General features: G+C 68.1%; 14 protein-coding genes. 8 read left to right on the top strand and 6 right to left on the bottom strand.

The window, feature by feature from the left end; translation table 11 throughout:
• Positions 1-676: 676 nt before the first annotated feature.
• Positions 677-952, bottom strand: a complete 276-nt coding sequence (locus tag OG522_RS20915; RefSeq protein WP_329464512.1) for a hypothetical protein — start codon at positions 950-952, stop codon at positions 677-679.
• Between the two features lie 75 nt (positions 953-1,027).
• Positions 1,028-1,783, bottom strand: coding sequence for a hypothetical protein (locus OG522_RS20910; RefSeq protein WP_329464511.1), 756 nt, complete (start codon positions 1,781-1,783; stop codon positions 1,028-1,030).
• Positions 1,784-2,316: 533 nt separating this feature from the next.
• Here OG522_RS20910 and OG522_RS20905 point away from each other — a divergent pair.
• The 3 genes from OG522_RS20905 to OG522_RS20895 all read left to right on the top strand — a co-directional run bounded on the left by OG522_RS20905 (position 2,317) and on the right by OG522_RS20895 (position 5,893).
• A complete protein-coding gene (locus OG522_RS20905; RefSeq protein WP_329464510.1) occupies positions 2,317-2,796 on the top strand; it encodes a hypothetical protein in 480 nt (159 codons plus the stop codon).
• Between the two features lie 1,008 nt (positions 2,797-3,804).
• Entirely contained in the window at positions 3,805-4,095 is a 291-nt protein-coding gene (locus tag OG522_RS20900; RefSeq protein WP_329464509.1) for a hypothetical protein, read from the top strand.
• A 1,498-nt stretch (positions 4,096-5,593) separates the two neighbouring features.
• Positions 5,594-5,893, top strand: coding sequence for a hypothetical protein (locus tag OG522_RS20895; protein ID WP_329464508.1), 300 nt, complete (start codon positions 5,594-5,596; stop codon positions 5,891-5,893).
• 539 nt (positions 5,894-6,432) lie between these two features.
• On the opposite strand, the gene OG522_RS20890 is transcribed toward OG522_RS20895, so the two are convergent.
• The gene (locus OG522_RS20890) at positions 6,433-7,857 is read right to left on the bottom strand and encodes a condensation domain-containing protein (protein ID WP_329464507.1); all 1,425 of its coding nucleotides are present in this window, start codon (positions 7,855-7,857) and stop codon (positions 6,433-6,435) included.
• Positions 7,858-8,204: 347 nt separating this feature from the next.
• On the opposite strand from OG522_RS20890, the gene OG522_RS20885 reads away from it, so the two are divergent.
• From OG522_RS20885 to OG522_RS20865, 5 genes are all read left to right on the top strand, one after another.
• Complete coding sequence (locus OG522_RS20885) at positions 8,205-8,450, top strand: hypothetical protein (protein WP_329464506.1); 246 nt, start codon at positions 8,205-8,207, stop codon at positions 8,448-8,450.
• A gap of 275 nt (positions 8,451-8,725) precedes the next feature.
• On the top strand, positions 8,726-9,076 hold the full coding sequence (locus OG522_RS20880) for a hypothetical protein (protein ID WP_329464505.1): 351 nt from the start codon (positions 8,726-8,728) through the stop codon (positions 9,074-9,076).
• Positions 9,077-9,494: 418 nt separating this feature from the next.
• Entirely contained in the window at positions 9,495-9,797 is a 303-nt protein-coding gene (locus OG522_RS20875) for a hypothetical protein (protein ID WP_329464504.1), read from the top strand.
• Between the two features lie 174 nt (positions 9,798-9,971).
• On the top strand, positions 9,972-10,190 hold the full coding sequence (locus OG522_RS20870) for a hypothetical protein (protein ID WP_329464503.1): 219 nt from the start codon (positions 9,972-9,974) through the stop codon (positions 10,188-10,190).
• 107 nt (positions 10,191-10,297) lie between these two features.
• Positions 10,298-10,648, top strand: coding sequence for a hypothetical protein (locus OG522_RS20865; protein ID WP_329464502.1), 351 nt, complete (start codon positions 10,298-10,300; stop codon positions 10,646-10,648).
• A gap of 365 nt (positions 10,649-11,013) precedes the next feature.
• Here OG522_RS20865 and OG522_RS20860 read toward each other — a convergent pair whose 3' ends face one another.
• The 3 genes from OG522_RS20860 to OG522_RS20850 form a co-directional block, all read right to left on the bottom strand.
• Positions 11,014-12,513 (bottom strand): DUF7059 domain-containing protein, encoded by a 1,500-nt coding sequence (locus OG522_RS20860; RefSeq protein ID WP_329464501.1) that lies wholly within the window; start codon positions 12,511-12,513, stop codon positions 11,014-11,016.
• Positions 12,514-12,609: 96 nt separating this feature from the next.
• On the bottom strand, positions 12,610-13,284 hold the full coding sequence (locus tag OG522_RS20855) for a small secreted protein (protein WP_329464500.1): 675 nt from the start codon (positions 13,282-13,284) through the stop codon (positions 12,610-12,612).
• A gap of 168 nt (positions 13,285-13,452) precedes the next feature.
• Entirely contained in the window at positions 13,453-15,846 is a 2,394-nt protein-coding gene (locus tag OG522_RS20850; protein WP_329464499.1) for a sodium-translocating pyrophosphatase, read from the bottom strand.
• Positions 15,847-16,056 lie beyond the last annotated feature (210 nt).

Below are 16,056 nucleotides of genomic sequence, written 5' to 3'. Positions count from 1 at the left end.
CCCTCAAGTTCCCTGGCGCTGCGCCGGGTTCACGGGTCCACGCCGGTGACGCAATGCGGCGGGTTCCCACGGGAAGCCGCCGACACGCTTCGGCCAACAGGAGGCGTTCGGCGGGCGGATGACACCGTGCGGCGCTCCGGTCGCGTCCGTCGGGCCCGGGGCCCTGATCTTGTACGAGTCCGCCACCATGCGGTGTACGAAGCCGGGCTCAGCAGCCTGAGTGCGGCGAGCGGGGAACTGGCGCAGGCCGCAGGGGCACGGCGCAGGTCCGGGACGAGCTCTCGAAGGCGCCAGCGTCCGTCTCTACCCGGCGTGCGGAAAATCGTTTCCCCGCATTCGTGTTGCGTCTATTCCGTACGCGGACGTAGAGGGCGCTGCCGTCCCGGTCAACCGCCCTCGGAAGGCGGCGTAGGCGGGGTCGTCGAGCAACGAGGGCGGACCGTGGTCGTGTTGGGCGGACTTGGCGACGCCCGACGTCAGGATCCAGGCCCGGGAAGACGCCCACCACTCGGTACGTCCGCACCGCACCTCCCGGGCCCGGTGACGCCACCCCAGGTCGTCCGATCGCTGAGGGAGTCGTGCCGGGCCCGGAAGCCAGTGGCCCTCGTGCAGGTCCGCGAAGGACATGACGAGGGCGGGGTCTTGGGGAATGCGGGGAGGCTCGCAGCGCGGCTGCTCAGCCGACCTTGCTGTTGCAGCCCATGTCCGAACCGAGGTGGCTGGGCTGCGCACCCGGGGACCCTTCGCCGTTGAGCCCGTTGCCCAGCAGGGCGTTGAGGGCGCCGACGCTGCCGAGGACGTTGATGTTCATGTCGTGCGAGCGGCACTCGGAGTTCTGCATGATGTCGGTGTCGTGCGCGCCCTCCTCGCCGTGCGCGAAGGCGGTGCCGCTGAAGGCGCCGATGCTGCCGAGGACGGCGCCGATCAGGGCGGCCTTCTGAATCTTGCGCATTTCTTCTCTCCGTTGGTCGAGCGGTGCGAGGTGCAACAGATCGGGTGGGGACGGTGGCCGGTCGCGCGGCGGGGATCAGCCGAGGCGCGGCAGACCCAGTTGGCCCACGGGAGGCGCCGCGAGCTGTCCCAGGCCGAGCCCGGGTACCTGCGGGGCGCCGACCGGTGCGATCAGCGGGTTGATCAGCGGGTTGACCTGCGGGTTCACCTGGGGGTTCACCTGCGGGGCGACACGCGGCGCGGGCTCCGGGTTGAAGACCTGGGGCACGGCGACCTGCGGGGCTACCTGCGGAGTGACCTGGGGCGCCGCCTGCGGGGTTACCTGCGGCATGATCTGCGCCGGCTGCGGCCCGGCCTGCGCGACACCGGTCGACTGGGCGTAGGCGGCGACGGGCGGTGCGGCCTGCATCATCGGCTGGGAGTAGGGCTGCTGACCGGAGGTCTGTGCCGTGCCCGACGCGCTGGACATCGCCGTGGCCTGCGCGCGGTTCTGCTGGGGCGCCTGGTACTGCGGAGCAGGCGCGTACTGCGGCTGGTAGTACTGCGGAGGCGGAGCCTGGTACTGCGGAGCAGGCGCGTACTGCGGAGGAGGAGCCTGGTAGTACTGCGGAGGCGGAGCCTGGTACTGCGGAGCAGGCGCGTACTGCGGAGGAGGAGCCTGGTAGTACTGCGGAGGCGGGCCTACGGCCTCGGGTGCCGAGTACTGGGGGCCAGGCGCCGGACCGGGACCTCCGTACCCGCCGGGAGAGTCGGCATGGCTGACGCCGACGCCGATGGCGGACAGACCGCCGGCCGCTGCTACTACGAGCGCGGCCTTATGAAGCTTTCGCATGGAACCCTCGGCCCTTCAATACCTGTACACGGGAAATCCGTTGCATTCAGTGCAGTCTTGCGTGCGCCCAGTCTGATATTCACACTGCGCCCGAACAGGGGAAATGGGGGGCTGTCAGGTGGACTTCACGCCGGAGCTGACAGCGGACCCGTTGCCTCTCTCCGGTTCATGGCCGCCGCCTTCTCCCAGCTGGCAACGACATTTCCTCCGGCCCGGTCACGGGATCCAAATTTCCGTCACCCATTTGCCGTCTCCGGCGCACCACGGATGAGTGAGGACTTGTCACCCCACCAAGCGGCAACTGGGACGACCGCGTTCCTGCGTTGACGATTTACATGATGATTCACACCCCTCGGCAAACGGGTGACCACGTCCCAGCTCCCGTAACGGGACCCGCACTCATCTCGTTCCGCACTGGGCCAGGACGCTGGTCCTCGCAGCCGCACACGGCAGCGAAACAGCAACGACTGCACTGGCTCATATGTATTTCCGATACGTTCCACGCACAGGTCAATGAAGGGCCGAGGGGTTCCATGCGAAAGCTTCATAAAGCCGCGCTTGTCTTCGCAGCAGCCGGCGGCCTGTCCGCCATCGGCGTCGGCCCCAGCCTCGCCGCCGGGCCCGTTGGGTACGGCGCCGCTCCGACCGCCGTTCCGCAGCCGGACGCGCAGGCCGCCTCGTCGAGCACCGCCCACGCCACTGCGCAGTCCTACGGCTCGCCCGCCCCGCAACGGATGTCCCTGCCCCAGCCTTCCGAGGTCAGCCCGCAGGTCAACCCTCAGCTGAACCCGCAGATCTCCCCCCAGATCTCCCCCCAGACGGCCGCCCCGGCCCCGTCGGACTCCTCCTCGGCGACCCAGAACAACCTCTTCCGCCCGTCCCAGGAGTGCAGCCCGCAGAACCTGCTGAACGCGAATCTCCCCGTCGCCGTACTCGCCGGCGCCGAGACGCACGGCGTCAACTGCACCCAGGCCAACAACCAGGCGAACGCCGCCGCCAGCGCCCACCACTAGGCCTGTGCCCACCAGACCGTTCCTGACGGTTCCTGAAGCTGCCTTGCGGCGGTCTTGGACGGACCCGATGAGGCGATGGACCCGATGAGGCGCGGAAGCCTCCCGAACCGTTTCGCGTGATGGCTCTTGGCCGGATGACGTCTGACCGAGGGCCATCAGAAGCACCCCGGCCGGCCAGCACTGCAACGGTGTTCGACCTGGCTGGCAGTCGGCGTCGTGGTCGACCGGGTGGGCACCTCGTTGAAAGGCCGTCCGCACCCAGCACCTTTGGTGTCTGAGGGGCGTTGGCGCCACCCGCATCAATTGCGACAGGTCCGCACCGCGCAAACGTGATGCCCAGGGTCCGAAGCATCCAGGCACCACCCCGACCCGTCGGCTCCACCCCAGCCCGTCGGCAATACGCCATCGCGTCGACCCGCTGCACCTGACGTACCGCCAACTCCATTATGCCGTCGGCACCCCGTGCGACATGGCGCCTGCGACATCGCCCGCTCGGTGCGCCACGACCCATACGCGCTGCGGAAGCACCAGATCTCGTACGCGCCCTGAACCACCGCCACGGGATTCCATGCGCCCCCCGAGATGATGCCGATATCGGCAAAGTCCCTTAAGAATCCGGGGAATTCGCCATGTCACAGCCGATGACTGTTCGCCATGCGAACGGTCGGCAGCCGCAGCGAAATGGTCTCCACCTGCTGGCGAATGATCTGGCCGGAGCAACGCTCATGCGTACGCCGACAACTCCACGGAAGTACGGCTGAACGCTCGCGGAAGAGGCCGGACGGTCAGCGGTTGGCTCGACGCGCGGTCGACGCGTTTCCGCAGGTATGGCTGGCGGATGACACGAACGGGCCCTTTCTCGGGCAATACGGCTTCAGAGTGCTTCCACAACAAGATCTCGGCATCCGGCGCGTCATCGGGCGGTTTGATGGGATTTCGTATTAATTTCCGTGACCGTAAGGAATCGATCTGCCGTAGATCGCATCCACTCACTCCAACGGAGAGCAAATGAACAAGCTTCGCAAGGCCGCCGTCCTGGTCGCTGCCCTGGGCAGCCTCGGAATGCTGGCCACCGGCACCGCCCAGGCGCACGACGGGGGCCAAGGCGGCAAGGGCGGCGACCGCTTCAACATCGGGCAGAGCAGCAACTGCAAGTCGCACGACCTGAACCTTGACGTCCTTGGCCAGGTCGGCCTGCTCAACGGTCTGCTGGGCAACGCGCTCAACGGCGAGGGCAACCCGGGTGCGCAGAACACCCACATCGGTTCGAGCATGGGCTGCAACAACAGCGCCTTCTAAGCGTGTGTCCGGTCGCATAGGCGACCGAGAGCGGGAAGCAGGTCCCGGCACCGAGCCCAAGGCCCGGTGCCGGGACTCTTTTATGTGGGAGCAGCTATCCGATTTATGTCGGAGCAGCTAGCCGAGGGGCACGTCGACTACAGCCGAGCCGACGGAGCAGGGCGCAGAGGTCGAAGTCGTGACAGCGGCTGGGGGATGCGCTTGATCGCTGCGGTACGCCGTGGGCATGAGGTACACGAGCGGCGGCCTGCGCGGGCTACGCACCCGGGCAAGGGGGCGATGGGGGCCGGGGCGACGACAGGCGGCTGAACGGTTCGCGCGGGCTGCGAAATCCCCGGAGATCGCCCGTCGCTAATCCGTGGATCCGTGGATCCGTGTGCGGACGATCAAGAAGCGGCGACCGCATATCGCTGACCTACCTAAAGACAGGTCAGATCGCGGTGCTGGCACAGACATTGACGGCCTTCGTCCGCCGGTATACGACTTCGCTGATCAGCGGTAGACATCGGCAGGGATCACGGCTCCGGCCGGCCGGATTCCCACGGCGCCTGCACGACCCAGGGCGTGCCCAGGCTGCTGGTACAAGGCGGCCAGCGGCGTCAGGGGCCGGCACGGCGGGCCCTTGAGCGTCCCGACGCCATGGCGGGGGCCTGGGCGGGATATGGCTACGGCAGCGGGCGGAAGCGCCTGCGGCGACCCTCGGCGCGGTAACCGTCATCGAGGCCGGGGACGGGCAGTTGATACGGCCACCGAAGGCCAGCCAGGGACTGTGGCAGGCGACGGCCGGTGATGCGGGTGCCCCGCAGGCGCGGCAAGATCAAATCAAGGCCAAGGTCCAAAGCCCAAGCCCAAGATCAAGGCCGAGATCAAGGCTCCCTGACCGGCGTCTGCCGATATCAGCCCAAAGCCATCGCTCCCATTTCCTCCGTGGCCCGCACGCACCTCTCCTAGGACCGCAAAGTCGGGACGAGGAGCCTCACACGGCGGAACTACCGGGACCCAACGTGGCGGCCACACCCAGCTCAGCACTCGTCCACTTCTCGTCCGAACAGCTTGAGTGCGCGTCTGGGCCGCGAAATTCCGGAGTTTATCGAACGGCGCCAGAATTATAATCAACCTGCCCTATCCATAGCCCAGTTGCGCCACGCCACGGCCCCCGTCGCCGCATGTCAGCCAGTCCGGCCGCCGCGGGACTTGACCACCTGATCCGGGTGGTCCGACGCGGCCGAAAGCAGGTCCCGCAGGGGCCCGCCCGCCTCGACTAGCGCCTCGCCAAGTCCGGCCTGGCCCGCGACGCGAACCGATCGACCCACCCGCCGCCGCGAGTTCAACCCCAGGATTCACGGGGCGGGTTAGCTCCCACAATCGACCAAGGCGGTGAGGGATTCCCCGAATTCGGCGCGCCGCCGGGTGGTTTGCGGATACTTCGTATTACCTCTGTAACTACACGAAGTCGATCTGTCGCAGATCGTGACCACTTCACTCCAACGGAGATGACATGCAGAAGCTTCGCAAGGCCGCCGTCCTGGTCGCCGCCCTCGGCAGCCTCGGAATGCTGGCCGCGGGCACAGCCCAGGCCCACGGCGGGGGCAAGGGCGGGGGCGAAGACAGCAATTTCTTCAACATCACGCAGAGCACCACCTGCACGTCGCATGACAGCAACGTCGACATCCTCGGTCAGGTCGGCATCCTCAACGGCCTGGGCGGCAACCTGCTGAACGGCGAGGGCAACGCGGGCTCGCAGCAGACCTCCATGGGCTCCAGCATGGGCTGCAGCAACACCGCCTTCGGCAAGTAGCAGTCACACCTCCCTCGGTGCCCCGGCCTGCGGTCGGGGCACCGAGGCTTCTATGTCGCGCAAAGCCCACCCGCATCTTCGAGGTACGGGCATTTCCGTCAGGTCAACGGGCCGCCGGCGGCACAAAGACGTAAATGCCGGATCGGGAGTGATTCCGATCCGGCATTCGTCGTTGGGTGCGGATCTACTCCGGGAAGTCTCTGGGCTGAAAAGGCGTCGGTCCGATCGGGGCCTGCGCAAGTCGCCCTGGTGCCACCGGAGTTGTCTGCGCTCGCCGCCCGATCGCGGCGCCGCCCGACCCGCGCGAGCGGCGCGGGGTGCGTCGTCCGCTGGCGCTAAATCCTGGCGGTGGACGGCTCGACAGCTGCGGCGCGATGCGGTGCGTCGGGCCGGGCGCCGTCAGCCTTGGCGTCTCGATGGGCGACGCGGCGAGCGCGGTCGTCATGGTGCCCCCGACGGTGGGTGTGGTCGGGGGCGCCTCGGAACGGGTCCTGCTGCTCGTGTCGGCGGTGGCCGACAAGCGGGGTGCCGTGGGTCGTTCAGCCGACCAGGTCGTGTGGGGCGAGTTCGAGGGCACGTTGTTCGCGGGCCACCGAGAGGATGATGTCTCCCAACCGCTCGACGTACAGCCGCATGTTCTTGAAGGCGACATCGGTGTCGGGGTATCGGCAGGTGAACCACAGGCCCTCGTGGAGCCGGTTGAGCCAGACGCACACCTGGTCGCCGTAGGACACCCGGACGAGTCCGTACGCGGCCAGTTCGTCCCAGCGCTCCGAACCGGGGATGCCTCGCGCGTCGACGTACGAGACGATCGAGTACAGGTCGGGCGAGGTCGGGCGGAAGTCCGAGCCGAGCAGGCGCAGCACCCGGGCAAGGGGCATGCGGGCCAGCGACCTGTTGGCCTGGAGCTCGGCGCGCACGGCTGCCAGGGCGCCGCGGAAATCGGGTGCGTTGTCCATGGCGACCTCGATGGGCGCGCCGCCGACGTACCAGCCCACGGAATCGGACCACTTGGACTTCACCCGGGTGTGGAACGGCAGGACGGCGCGGTAGACGGGCTGTCCGCTGATCTCGTGGACGATGAGGCTGGTGGCGGCCAGGATGCCGACGAGGCTGCCACCGAAGGGTCGGCAGTACGACTCGAACGCCGCGGCGGCGTCAGCGTCGACGAGCATCTCGCGCATGAGCTTCTGCGTGGGCAGCGGGCCGCCGGGCTCCAGGCCGAGTTCTACGGGGAAGTTGGGCAGCTTCCCGTTGCACCGCCGGATGAACTCGCGCCAGCGGCCGACGATCGCGTGGGTGCCGTCGATCCGGTCCGCGTCCGCCCGCTCGATCTCACAGAAGTCGACATAACTGCCGACCGGCGACTCCTCAGCGGGGCGGCCCTCGGCGGCTGCCGCGTAGAGCTCGTTGATCTCGGCGGGCAGGCGCTGGATGGAATACGCGTCCACGTTGCTGTGGTCGAAAGCCATGTACACGCTGGTGCAGTCGGCCCTGATGACCGCCGCGTAAAGGAAGTTGGGCCAGCTCAGCGCGTTCGCGGCGGCGTCGAAGCGGTCCTGGAGGTGCTGGACGAGTCGCGCCGCGTCGGGAAAGTCGCCGGCCTCCTCACGGTGGAGTGAAACGGCCTCGGCATCAAGCGTGAACCGGCGCATCTCGTCGCCGTCCCAACGGAAGCCGCTGCGCAGCGTCTCGTGCCGAAGCGTCCAGCTGCGCAACGCGTCCTGCAGCGCGTCGAGATCGACCGTGCCCGGGATGTCGAATGCCGTGCCGAGCCAGGTCGGCACGGTCAGGCCGTCCTCTCGCACGGATCGGGCGGTCCTGATGTGCGACTCCTGGACATACGCCGGCGGCCGGGGGTCCACCGGTAGGCCCGCCGCCGCGGTGACGGTCGCCGGACTGAGCGCCCACTCGACGAGCCGTCCGGGCCGGACCTCGCAACGCTGGATGTCGGTCATTCGCACGGGCGTCTCCGTTTCGCAGTTGGAGCCCGGATGGGGCGGACCAGTTCAAGGGAATGCCGCAAGCGCGAACGGGGGCACCCAGAACATGATGTGTTCCCACTTTTGAGTGGATTGAGTGATCGGCGGATGTGAGCCAATCGGTCCACAGGGCATCCGATGGCGTCAACCCACACGTCTCGGCCTACGAGTGGGTCGAGCCTGAGGACGCGAATTTCTCCGGGCCAGGAAGAGTCAATTTCGGTGAGGTGGGCGCGACTTCTGGGGACGCCCGTCGTTACTGTTAGTGTCCGTTCAGTCACGATAGGCAATCAGCCTCGATGTACAGGCAATGAAGGGCCGAGGGTTCCATGCGTAAGTTTCAGCAGGCCATGATCGCAGCAGTGGCAGTGGCCGGCGGGCTGTCCGCCGTCGGCGCCGGCGCCGGTACCGCCTACGCCCACGACGGTGGCCCGCGGGTGACCGACCAGTACCGCCCCTACCAGGAGTGCAGCCCGCAGGCGGGGGCCGAGGCCAACACCCCGCTCAGCGTGCTCGGCCTCTCCGACACCTTGGGCACCGCCTGCGGCCAGTTCAACAACGCGTTCACCAAGTGAGGTCGGCGGCGTAATCGTGCCCGACGCTTTCCGCGGGCCCCTTCGGGGTCACCCCCCGAAGGGGCCCGTTCACGTGCGGCCACCCGAAGCGCGAGGCCGCTGAATGCAGTAACTGCCTTCCCCAGGCAAGCCCTTCACTTCGTAAGCGAAACGGACCCGAACGTCCCGGACTTGGGCCGGACGCTGGAGCCCGGCTCTTCGACACCCCCAGAGTCCGGCGCGGTCGGTTCGCGGCGCACGGCGCCCTGGCGCCCCTCACAAAGGAAACGCATCACATGTTCAGCAGGAAGAAGATCGCGGCCGTGTCGGGGCTTCTTGGCGGCCTCGCCGCGACCTGTGCCGGCGCCGGCCACGCGTTCGCCGCGGCAGGGCCGGGCACTTGCACCTCCGACTCCCATGGCAACACCACCTGCATCCAGCGGATCGTCGGCAACACCCCTGATGGCGACGGGTACGTACTCCGTCAGGCGCAGGGCTGCGTGCCGACGGAGCCTCTGTCACTGCCCGTCGTGGGCCTGCTGAACCGCGGGAACATGCAGATCGGGCCCCAGGTGACGTGTTCCCCCAACAACCCGGGTCCCGAAAGGGGCGAAGAGGGCGGGAGCCCCCTTGGCCTGCTGAGCTGAACCCGGGGCGGAACCTTCCTCCACCCTTCCTCACCTTTCACACAGCGGATGGCCGGACCAGTACGACCTGGTCCGGCCATCTGCTGTTTCCTGCCTACGAGTTCCGTGCCGACGGGGTCGGTTCCGGTGAGTTTCGGGACGGGCAGTTCCGGTCGGCGGGCAAACGAGTGAGCGGCCTCCACCGCCCGTGACCCACCCCCGGGGAAATCTCGTTTCAGGGGGAGAACGGTGAGCGCACAACCGCCGCATCACCATTTCCTCATCCCCTTCAAGTCCATGGCGGACGAAGGGCGCCTTGCCATAAGCCGACACGGAGACAGAAAGGGCGCAAGATCCCAAATGACCACACTGCGTATGCATATGCTTACATTAAGTAGTCCGGTCAGGGCTTCACACCCAGATAAGGAAGAGTCGAATTATGCGCAAGTTTCAGCGGGCTGCCGTCGTAGCCGCAGCGGTTGCGGGGCTGTCCACCCTCGGTGTTGGCGTCAGCTTCGCCCACGACGGCGGCTTCGGTGCGATCACCGCGGTGGCTTCCTCGCAGGCCAACGCCGTGGCCAACTCCGGCAACCCGGACGGCGATGGGCACCACGGCCGGGAGGGCGCTCCGGTGTTCGCGCCGGAGAATGGTGCAGGCGTCAACTACGGTCAGGACCACGGCCCGGACCACGGCCCGGACAACGGCCCGGAGCACGGCCCGGACAACGGGGAAGGCCAGTAAGGAATTGCCGAGAGCTCGATGCGCACGTTTCGGCGGGCTGTGGTCGTAGCCGCAGCGTTCGCTGGTCGAGCAACTCCGTACTCCGCTCCGCGGTCGGCCCCATAGGTCGGTTCGCAGGTGGTCGCGCCTCACCCCGCACTCTCGTCGGCCCGGCAACCGGTCGACTCGCGGACCATGGGGTCGCCCATCACCTCGGAGCACCGCAACAAGCGCATCGACATTCTTCAGAACACCATATGCGAGCCGCACGATCTGAATGTGCACCTGGATCAGCTCGGGCCGCTCAACGGTGTGCTGGACAAAACCCTCAACGGCAAGTGCAGCCCGGCCGCGCAACAAACCCACCAGGGTGCGCGTCCGGGCTGCAACGCTGCCGTCGCCGGACGCAGTTGAGGACGCGCCAGGCACTGGGTCCCCGTATTTCGGCTTTCTCCAAGGCTCGGGTGCACGCCGATCAACGGCGCAGGCGTCCGGGCCTCGATTGCAAAGGAACGCAGCACATGTTCAGTCGGCAGAAGATCGCAACCGTCTCGGGGCTCCTCGGAAGTCTCGCCGTGATCTGCGTCGGCGCCGCGCAGGCCCACGCCGATCAACCCAAGGGCGAGTGCAAGACCTCCCCCGCGGGTCAGACCACCTGCATTCACAAGAGCGAGACCGTCCACATCGACAAGAAGAACGGCAGCTACGTCATCAAGCAGACCCAGGAATGCTCGACGACCGACCGGCCGAACGTGGTGCTGCCCGGCGACGCCAAGGTGAACCAGGAGTCCATGAAGGTCGGGCCGGTGGTGGACTGCTCCAACAGCGCGAAGCTGCCCAAGGGCGTCACGGTGCCGCACTTCGGTTTCTAAGGCGCGATCGGCGAGGGGCACAGCTCCTCTGCGGGGATGTTCGCGATCCGGCCGCGAGTTGGTAGTTGTGCTGGTCGGGGATGGGTGGAGGCCCTGGTACTCGTGGGCGAGGTGTACGCCCAGCAGGTGTCGACGCCGCTGTTGCCGATGAGGGCGCGGAGCTTGAGTACGGCTTCGACGCCGCCCGGTCCCCAACGACACGGCTGACGGTGACACAAGGCGGTCGCGCTCGCCGATCACGCACCGCCAGACGGCTTCGACCGGGACCGGCGATCAACCGACGTGCGGTGAGCACGGCGCCGTCACGCAGGCACGCGCGGTGGCCGACGCCGTGACGGAGGCACGCGTCCCCCTCCCTCATCGGGTCAGTCCCGCACCGGCTCCAGGAAGCCCTGTTCCACCAGGAGCCGGATGGCCTCCGGGGTCCGGTCCCGTAGCAGGACCGGGTCCTCGTCGATCAGCTGCGCGATGGCGTCCAGGATGCGTCCGGCCGTCAACTGCCCGTCGCAGACGCCCGCGAAGCCCGCGCCCACGGTGTCCACCTTGGTGGCGCGGCGCATGCCCCGGTTCTGCCGCAGCACCACGTGCTCCGGGTCCTCGGCGCCCGGCAGCCCCACCTGCTCCTGCACCACTTCGTCGGCCAGCCGGAACCGGTCGGCGAGCAGCGCCGCGTCGTCGTGCCGCCGCAGATAGTCCTGCCGCTCGAAGTGCGCCCGTACCGCGTCGCCGAGCGGCTGCTCGACCGGGTGCGGCCACTCCTCGGCCACGATGGACGGCCGCTCGCTGTCAGTGCGGCGCAGGGTGATCCAGCCGAAGCCGACCGCCTTGGTCTTGCGCGCCTCGAACTCGTCCAGCCATGCCTCGTAGCGCTCCGCGTACCGCACGGGGTCGTCGCGGTGGTCCCCGGCGTCGCGCAGCCACAGCTCGGCGTACTGCGTGACGTCCTGGACCTCGCGCTGCACGATCCAGGCATCACAGCCCCGGGGTACCCAGGACCGCAGCCTGTCCTGCCACTCCTCGCCCTCGACGTGCTGCCAGTTGGCCAGGAACTGGGCGTATCCGCCGGGGTTGAGTCGCTCCCCCGCCTGCTGAACGAGCGTGCGGCACAGATCGTCCCCGCCCATCGCACCGTCCCGGTAGGTCAGCCGGGCGCCGGGCGAGATCACGAACGGCGGGTTGGACACGATCAGGTCGTACGTCTCGTCCCCCACCGGCTCGTACAGCGAGCCGGTCTTCAGCTCGGCCTCCGGCGCGCCGGACAGGGCGAGGGTGAGCCGGGTGAAGTCGAGCGCGCGCGGGTTCAGGTCGGTGGCGGTGACCCGCGTCGCGTGCTGCGCCGCGTGCAGCGCCTGGATGCCCGAGCCCGTACCGAGGTCGAGGGCCGAGTCCACGGGCATCCGGACCGTCAGGCCCGCCAGCGTCGTCGACGCGCCGCCGACGCCGAGCACCATGGCCTCGTCGCGCCCGCTCGCCCCGCCCGCGCCACCGACCGCGCAGCCGAGGTCGGAGACGATGAACCAGTCCTGCCCCTCGGGTCCGCCGTACGGCCGTACGTCCACCGTGGCCCGCACCTCGTCGCCCGAGCGGACCACCCAGCCGTCCGCGAGCCCCTCCTCAAGCGGCAGCGCCGCGCGGGCGCTCTCGTACGCGACCGGCTGTTGGAGCAGGAACAGCCGCACCAGCGTGTCGAGCGGCGCCTGCCCGCGGGTGGCGCGCAGCGCGGGAACGGTCTCGCTGCGGGCCAGCGCCGCGTACGCGGGCGCGCCGAGCAGGTCGAGCAGCCCGTCGGCGGTGAAGGCGGCGGCGAGCAGGGCGTCGCGCAGCAGGGCTGCGCGACCGGGCGCGGGAAGACTGGTCGTACTCACCCGCCCATTGTGGCCGCTGCCACTGACATTCACCCCATCACGGCCGCGGCCCGGCCCCGCTCGGGGGACCGGGCCGCGGCCGAAGGCGCGTACGGACTACGGCTTGCTGCTCTGCGAGGCCGAGGCCGACGGTGACGCGGAGCCCGAAGGCGAGGCCGAACCGGACGGCGAGGCCGACTTGGCGGGCGGTGCGCCCGCTCCCGACGCCGAAGGCGCGGGCGAGGACGGCGTCTGCTTCTGGCAGCCGGGCTGCTTCTGCATGGCCGTGCCGATGTCGCCGGATTCGAGCTTCTTCAGCGAGGCGTCACCCGACGAGCTGATCTTGCCGAGCTCGGTCGCGATGTCCTCCAGGCCCTTGGCGAACGCGGCTTGGTCGCCGGCGTTGAGCGCGGCGACCTTCTTCTGGAGGTTCGCGTAGGACACGGAGGAGGCGTTCAGCTCCTTGACGGCCTCCTGCTGGGTGGTCGCGCCGTCCTTGACCGGCGGTGCGCCCGCCTTGTCCACGGCGGCCCCCAGCGCCTTGTAGGCGTCCGAGATCTGCTGGAAGGCGGCCGAGTCCGTCTTCTGCACATCGGCCGGCTTGCTGTCGTCGCGCGTCTGCGCCTGAATGGCCGCGTTGGCGTCGGTGATCTTCTTGAACTGGGGCTGGGCCGTGTTGCAGAAGGTCTTCGCCCAGTCGTCGACCTTCTTGTTGGAGTCGTCGCTGCAGCCCGACAACGTCAGCATCAGTACCGCACCGCCGGACAGTGCGGCTGCAAGCTTCTTGTTCACCGGTTTGGTCCCTTCCAAGGCTCTCGGCCCCGGAACATACACGCCAAGTGGGCGACAAATGCTTGCCACCCGTGCGGTCTGCCCTCTATTGCAGCCATTTGCACCAAGCACAGCGGGCGGACGGTGTGTCAAACCACACCGTCCGCCCGCCCTTTGTGTGCCGTGGAGCTACGAAACCACCGCCGGGTCCGCTGACTTCGCGACCCGCTCGCTGTTGCCCTCGTCACCAACGGCCACACTGCGCCGCTTCGACACGTACACCGCGCCGATGATGACGATCGCGGCGAGCGCCGCCACAATCCCTCGAACGACTGGGTTTGCGTCGTCGCCGTAACTGAACTTGACGATGGCCGGCGCGATCAGGAGCGCGACCAGGTTCATCACCTTCAGCAGCGGGTTGATCGCCGGACCCGCGGTGTCCTTGAACGGATCACCGACGGTGTCGCCGATGACGGTGGCGGCGTGCGCCTCGCTGCCCTTGCCGCCGAAGTGGCCGTCCTCGACCAACTTCTTGGCGTTGTCCCAGGCACCGCCCGAATTGGCGAGGAAGACCGCCATCAGGGTGCCGGTGCCGATCGCGCCCGCAAGGTACGAGCCGAGCGCGCCGACGCCGAGCGTGAAGCCGACCGTGATGGGGGCCAGCACCGCGAGCAGACCGGGGGTGGCCAGCTCGCGCAGCGCGTCCTTGGTGCAGATGTCGACGACGCGCCCGTACTCCGGCTGCTCGGTGTAGTCCATGATCCCGGGGTGCTCGCGGAACTGCCGCCGCACCTCGAAGACCACCGAACCGGCCGACCGGGAAACGGCGTTGATCGCGAGCCCCGAGAAGAGGAACACGACCGCCGCGCCCAGCATCAGCCCGACCAGGTTGTTGGGCTGGGAGATGTCCATGTTCAAGGTCAGCTCGCCGGCCTTCGCGTGGACGTCCTTGACGGCCGTGCCGATGGCGTCCTTGAACGAGCCGTAGAGCGCCGAGGCCGCGAGCACCGCGGTCGCGATCGCGATGCCCTTGGTGATGGCCTTGGTGGTGTTGCCCACGGCGTCCAGATCGGTGAGCACCTGGGCGCCGGCGCCCTGGACGTCGCCGGACATCTCCGCGATGCCCTGGGCGTTGTCGGAGACCGGACCGAAGGTGTCCATGGCGACGATGACGCCGACCGTGGTCAGCAGACCGGTTCCGGCGAGGGCCACCGCGAACAGCGCGAGCATGACCGAGGTGCCGCCGAGCAGGAAGGCCCCGTACACGCCGAGGCCGATCAACAGAGCGGTGTAGACGGCCGATTCGAGCCCGATGGAGATACCGGCCAGGACGACGGTGGCGGGCCCCGTGAGCGAGGACTTGCCGATGTCGCGGACGGGACGCCGGGTGGTTTCGGTGAAGTACCCCGTCAACTGCTGGATCAGCGCCGCGAGCACGATGCCGATGGCCACGGCGACGAGCGCCAGGACCCGCGGATCACCGTTGTGGTTCTTGATCACTTCGTCCGTCACGCCGTTCAACTTGGCGTACGAGGACGGCAGATAGACGAAGACCGCGACGGCCACCAGGGCGAGCGAGATCACCGCCGAGATGAAGAACCCGCGGTTGATCGCCGACATTCCGCTGCGGTCGGCGCGCCGCGGGGCGACCGCGAAGATACCGATCATCGCGGTGACCACGCCGATCGCCGGGACGATCAGCGGGAAGGCGAGGCCCGAGTCGCCGAACGCCGCCTTGCCGAGGATCAGGGCCGCGACGAGGGTCACGGCGTACGACTCGAACAGGTCGGCCGCCATGCCGGCGCAGTCGCCGACGTTGTCGCCCACGTTGTCCGCGATGGTGGCGGCATTGCGCGGGTCGTCCTCGGGGATGCCCTGTTCGACCTTGCCGACCAGGTCGGCGCCGACGTCGGCGGCCTTGGTGAAGATGCCGCCGCCGACACGCATGAACATGGCGATCAGTGCGGCGCCGAGGCCGAAGCCCTCAAGGACCTTGGGCGCGTCGGCCGCGTACACGAGCACGACGCAGGAAGCGCCGAGCAGGCCGAGGCCCACCGTGAACATGCCGACGACACCGCCGGTACGGAAAGCGATCTTCATCGCCTTGTGGGAGACCGCGGTGAGATCTTTTTCGGGTTCGCCTTCCGCGGGAGTCGCTTCGCGGGCGGCGGCCGCGACGCGCACATTCGCGCGCACGGCCAGACGCATGCCGATGTATCCCGTCGTCGCCGAGAAGACGGCGCCGATCAGGAAGAACACCGAACGGCCTACGCGCTGCGACCAGTTGTCGGACGGCAGCAGGAACAGCAGGAAGAACACCACGACGGCGAAGACGCCGAGGGTGCGCAACTGCCGGGTCAGATAGGCGTTTGCGCCTTCCTGCACGGCAGCCGCGATCTTCTTCATCGATTCGGTTCCCTCGCCGGCCGCGAGGACCTGGCGCACCAGCAATTGCGCCACGATCAGGGCCGCCAGCGCGACACCCGCGATGACGATCACGATCAGCCGGTTGCCGTCGGTCAGTACCGCGGCCGCGAGAGATGTGGGGTGGTCGAGTTCCGTTGGGTTGAAGAGCCCCGCCATTCGTCCTCCTTGACGCTCAGAGCTCAAGATGTGGACGGATTGTAGGGAGCGGAACACGATCAAAACAGGGCGCCGCAAATGGAATTGACCTTCATCGGCCCACCAGAGAGAGATCCGGTCACGAAAGTGACCCCGAAAGCGGTAATGGGGCAAACGCATTGACGCTTGATCATCGATCTAGGAACGGGCCACGAAATCTGGATCAAGGAA

The organism is Streptomyces sp. NBC_01431, assembly GCF_036231355.1.
Taxonomy (GTDB): Bacteria; Actinomycetota; Actinomycetes; order Streptomycetales; family Streptomycetaceae; genus Streptomyces.
The sequence above is the reverse complement of the archived record's forward strand: the minus strand, read 5'-3'. Positions and strand labels throughout refer to the sequence as shown.

Bases quoted from the DNA above. Each gene is read 5' to 3' on its own strand.
- OG522_RS20870 (WP_329464503.1), top strand. From the start codon at position 9,972: ATGGGGTCGCCCATCACCTCGGAGCACCGCAACAAGCGCATCGACATT.
- OG522_RS20900 (WP_329464509.1), top strand. From the start codon at position 3,805: ATGAACAAGCTTCGCAAGGCCGCCGTCCTGGTCGCTGCCCTGGGCAGC.
- OG522_RS20910 (WP_329464511.1), bottom strand. From the start codon at position 1,783: ATGCGAAAGCTTCATAAGGCCGCGCTCGTAGTAGCAGCGGCCGGCGGT.
- OG522_RS20875 (WP_329464504.1), top strand. From the start codon at position 9,495: ATGCGCAAGTTTCAGCGGGCTGCCGTCGTAGCCGCAGCGGTTGCGGGG.
- OG522_RS20915 (WP_329464512.1), bottom strand. From the start codon at position 952: ATGCGCAAGATTCAGAAGGCCGCCCTGATCGGCGCCGTCCTCGGCAGC.
- OG522_RS20865 (WP_329464502.1), top strand. From the start codon at position 10,298: ATGTTCAGTCGGCAGAAGATCGCAACCGTCTCGGGGCTCCTCGGAAGT.
- OG522_RS20885 (WP_329464506.1), top strand. From the start codon at position 8,205: ATGCGTAAGTTTCAGCAGGCCATGATCGCAGCAGTGGCAGTGGCCGGC.
- OG522_RS20880 (WP_329464505.1), top strand. From the start codon at position 8,726: ATGTTCAGCAGGAAGAAGATCGCGGCCGTGTCGGGGCTTCTTGGCGGC.
- OG522_RS20895 (WP_329464508.1), top strand. From the start codon at position 5,594: ATGCAGAAGCTTCGCAAGGCCGCCGTCCTGGTCGCCGCCCTCGGCAGC.
- OG522_RS20905 (WP_329464510.1), top strand. From the start codon at position 2,317: ATGCGAAAGCTTCATAAAGCCGCGCTTGTCTTCGCAGCAGCCGGCGGC.
- OG522_RS20850 (WP_329464499.1), bottom strand. From the start codon at position 15,846: ATGGCGGGGCTCTTCAACCCAACGGAACTCGACCACCCCACATCTCTC.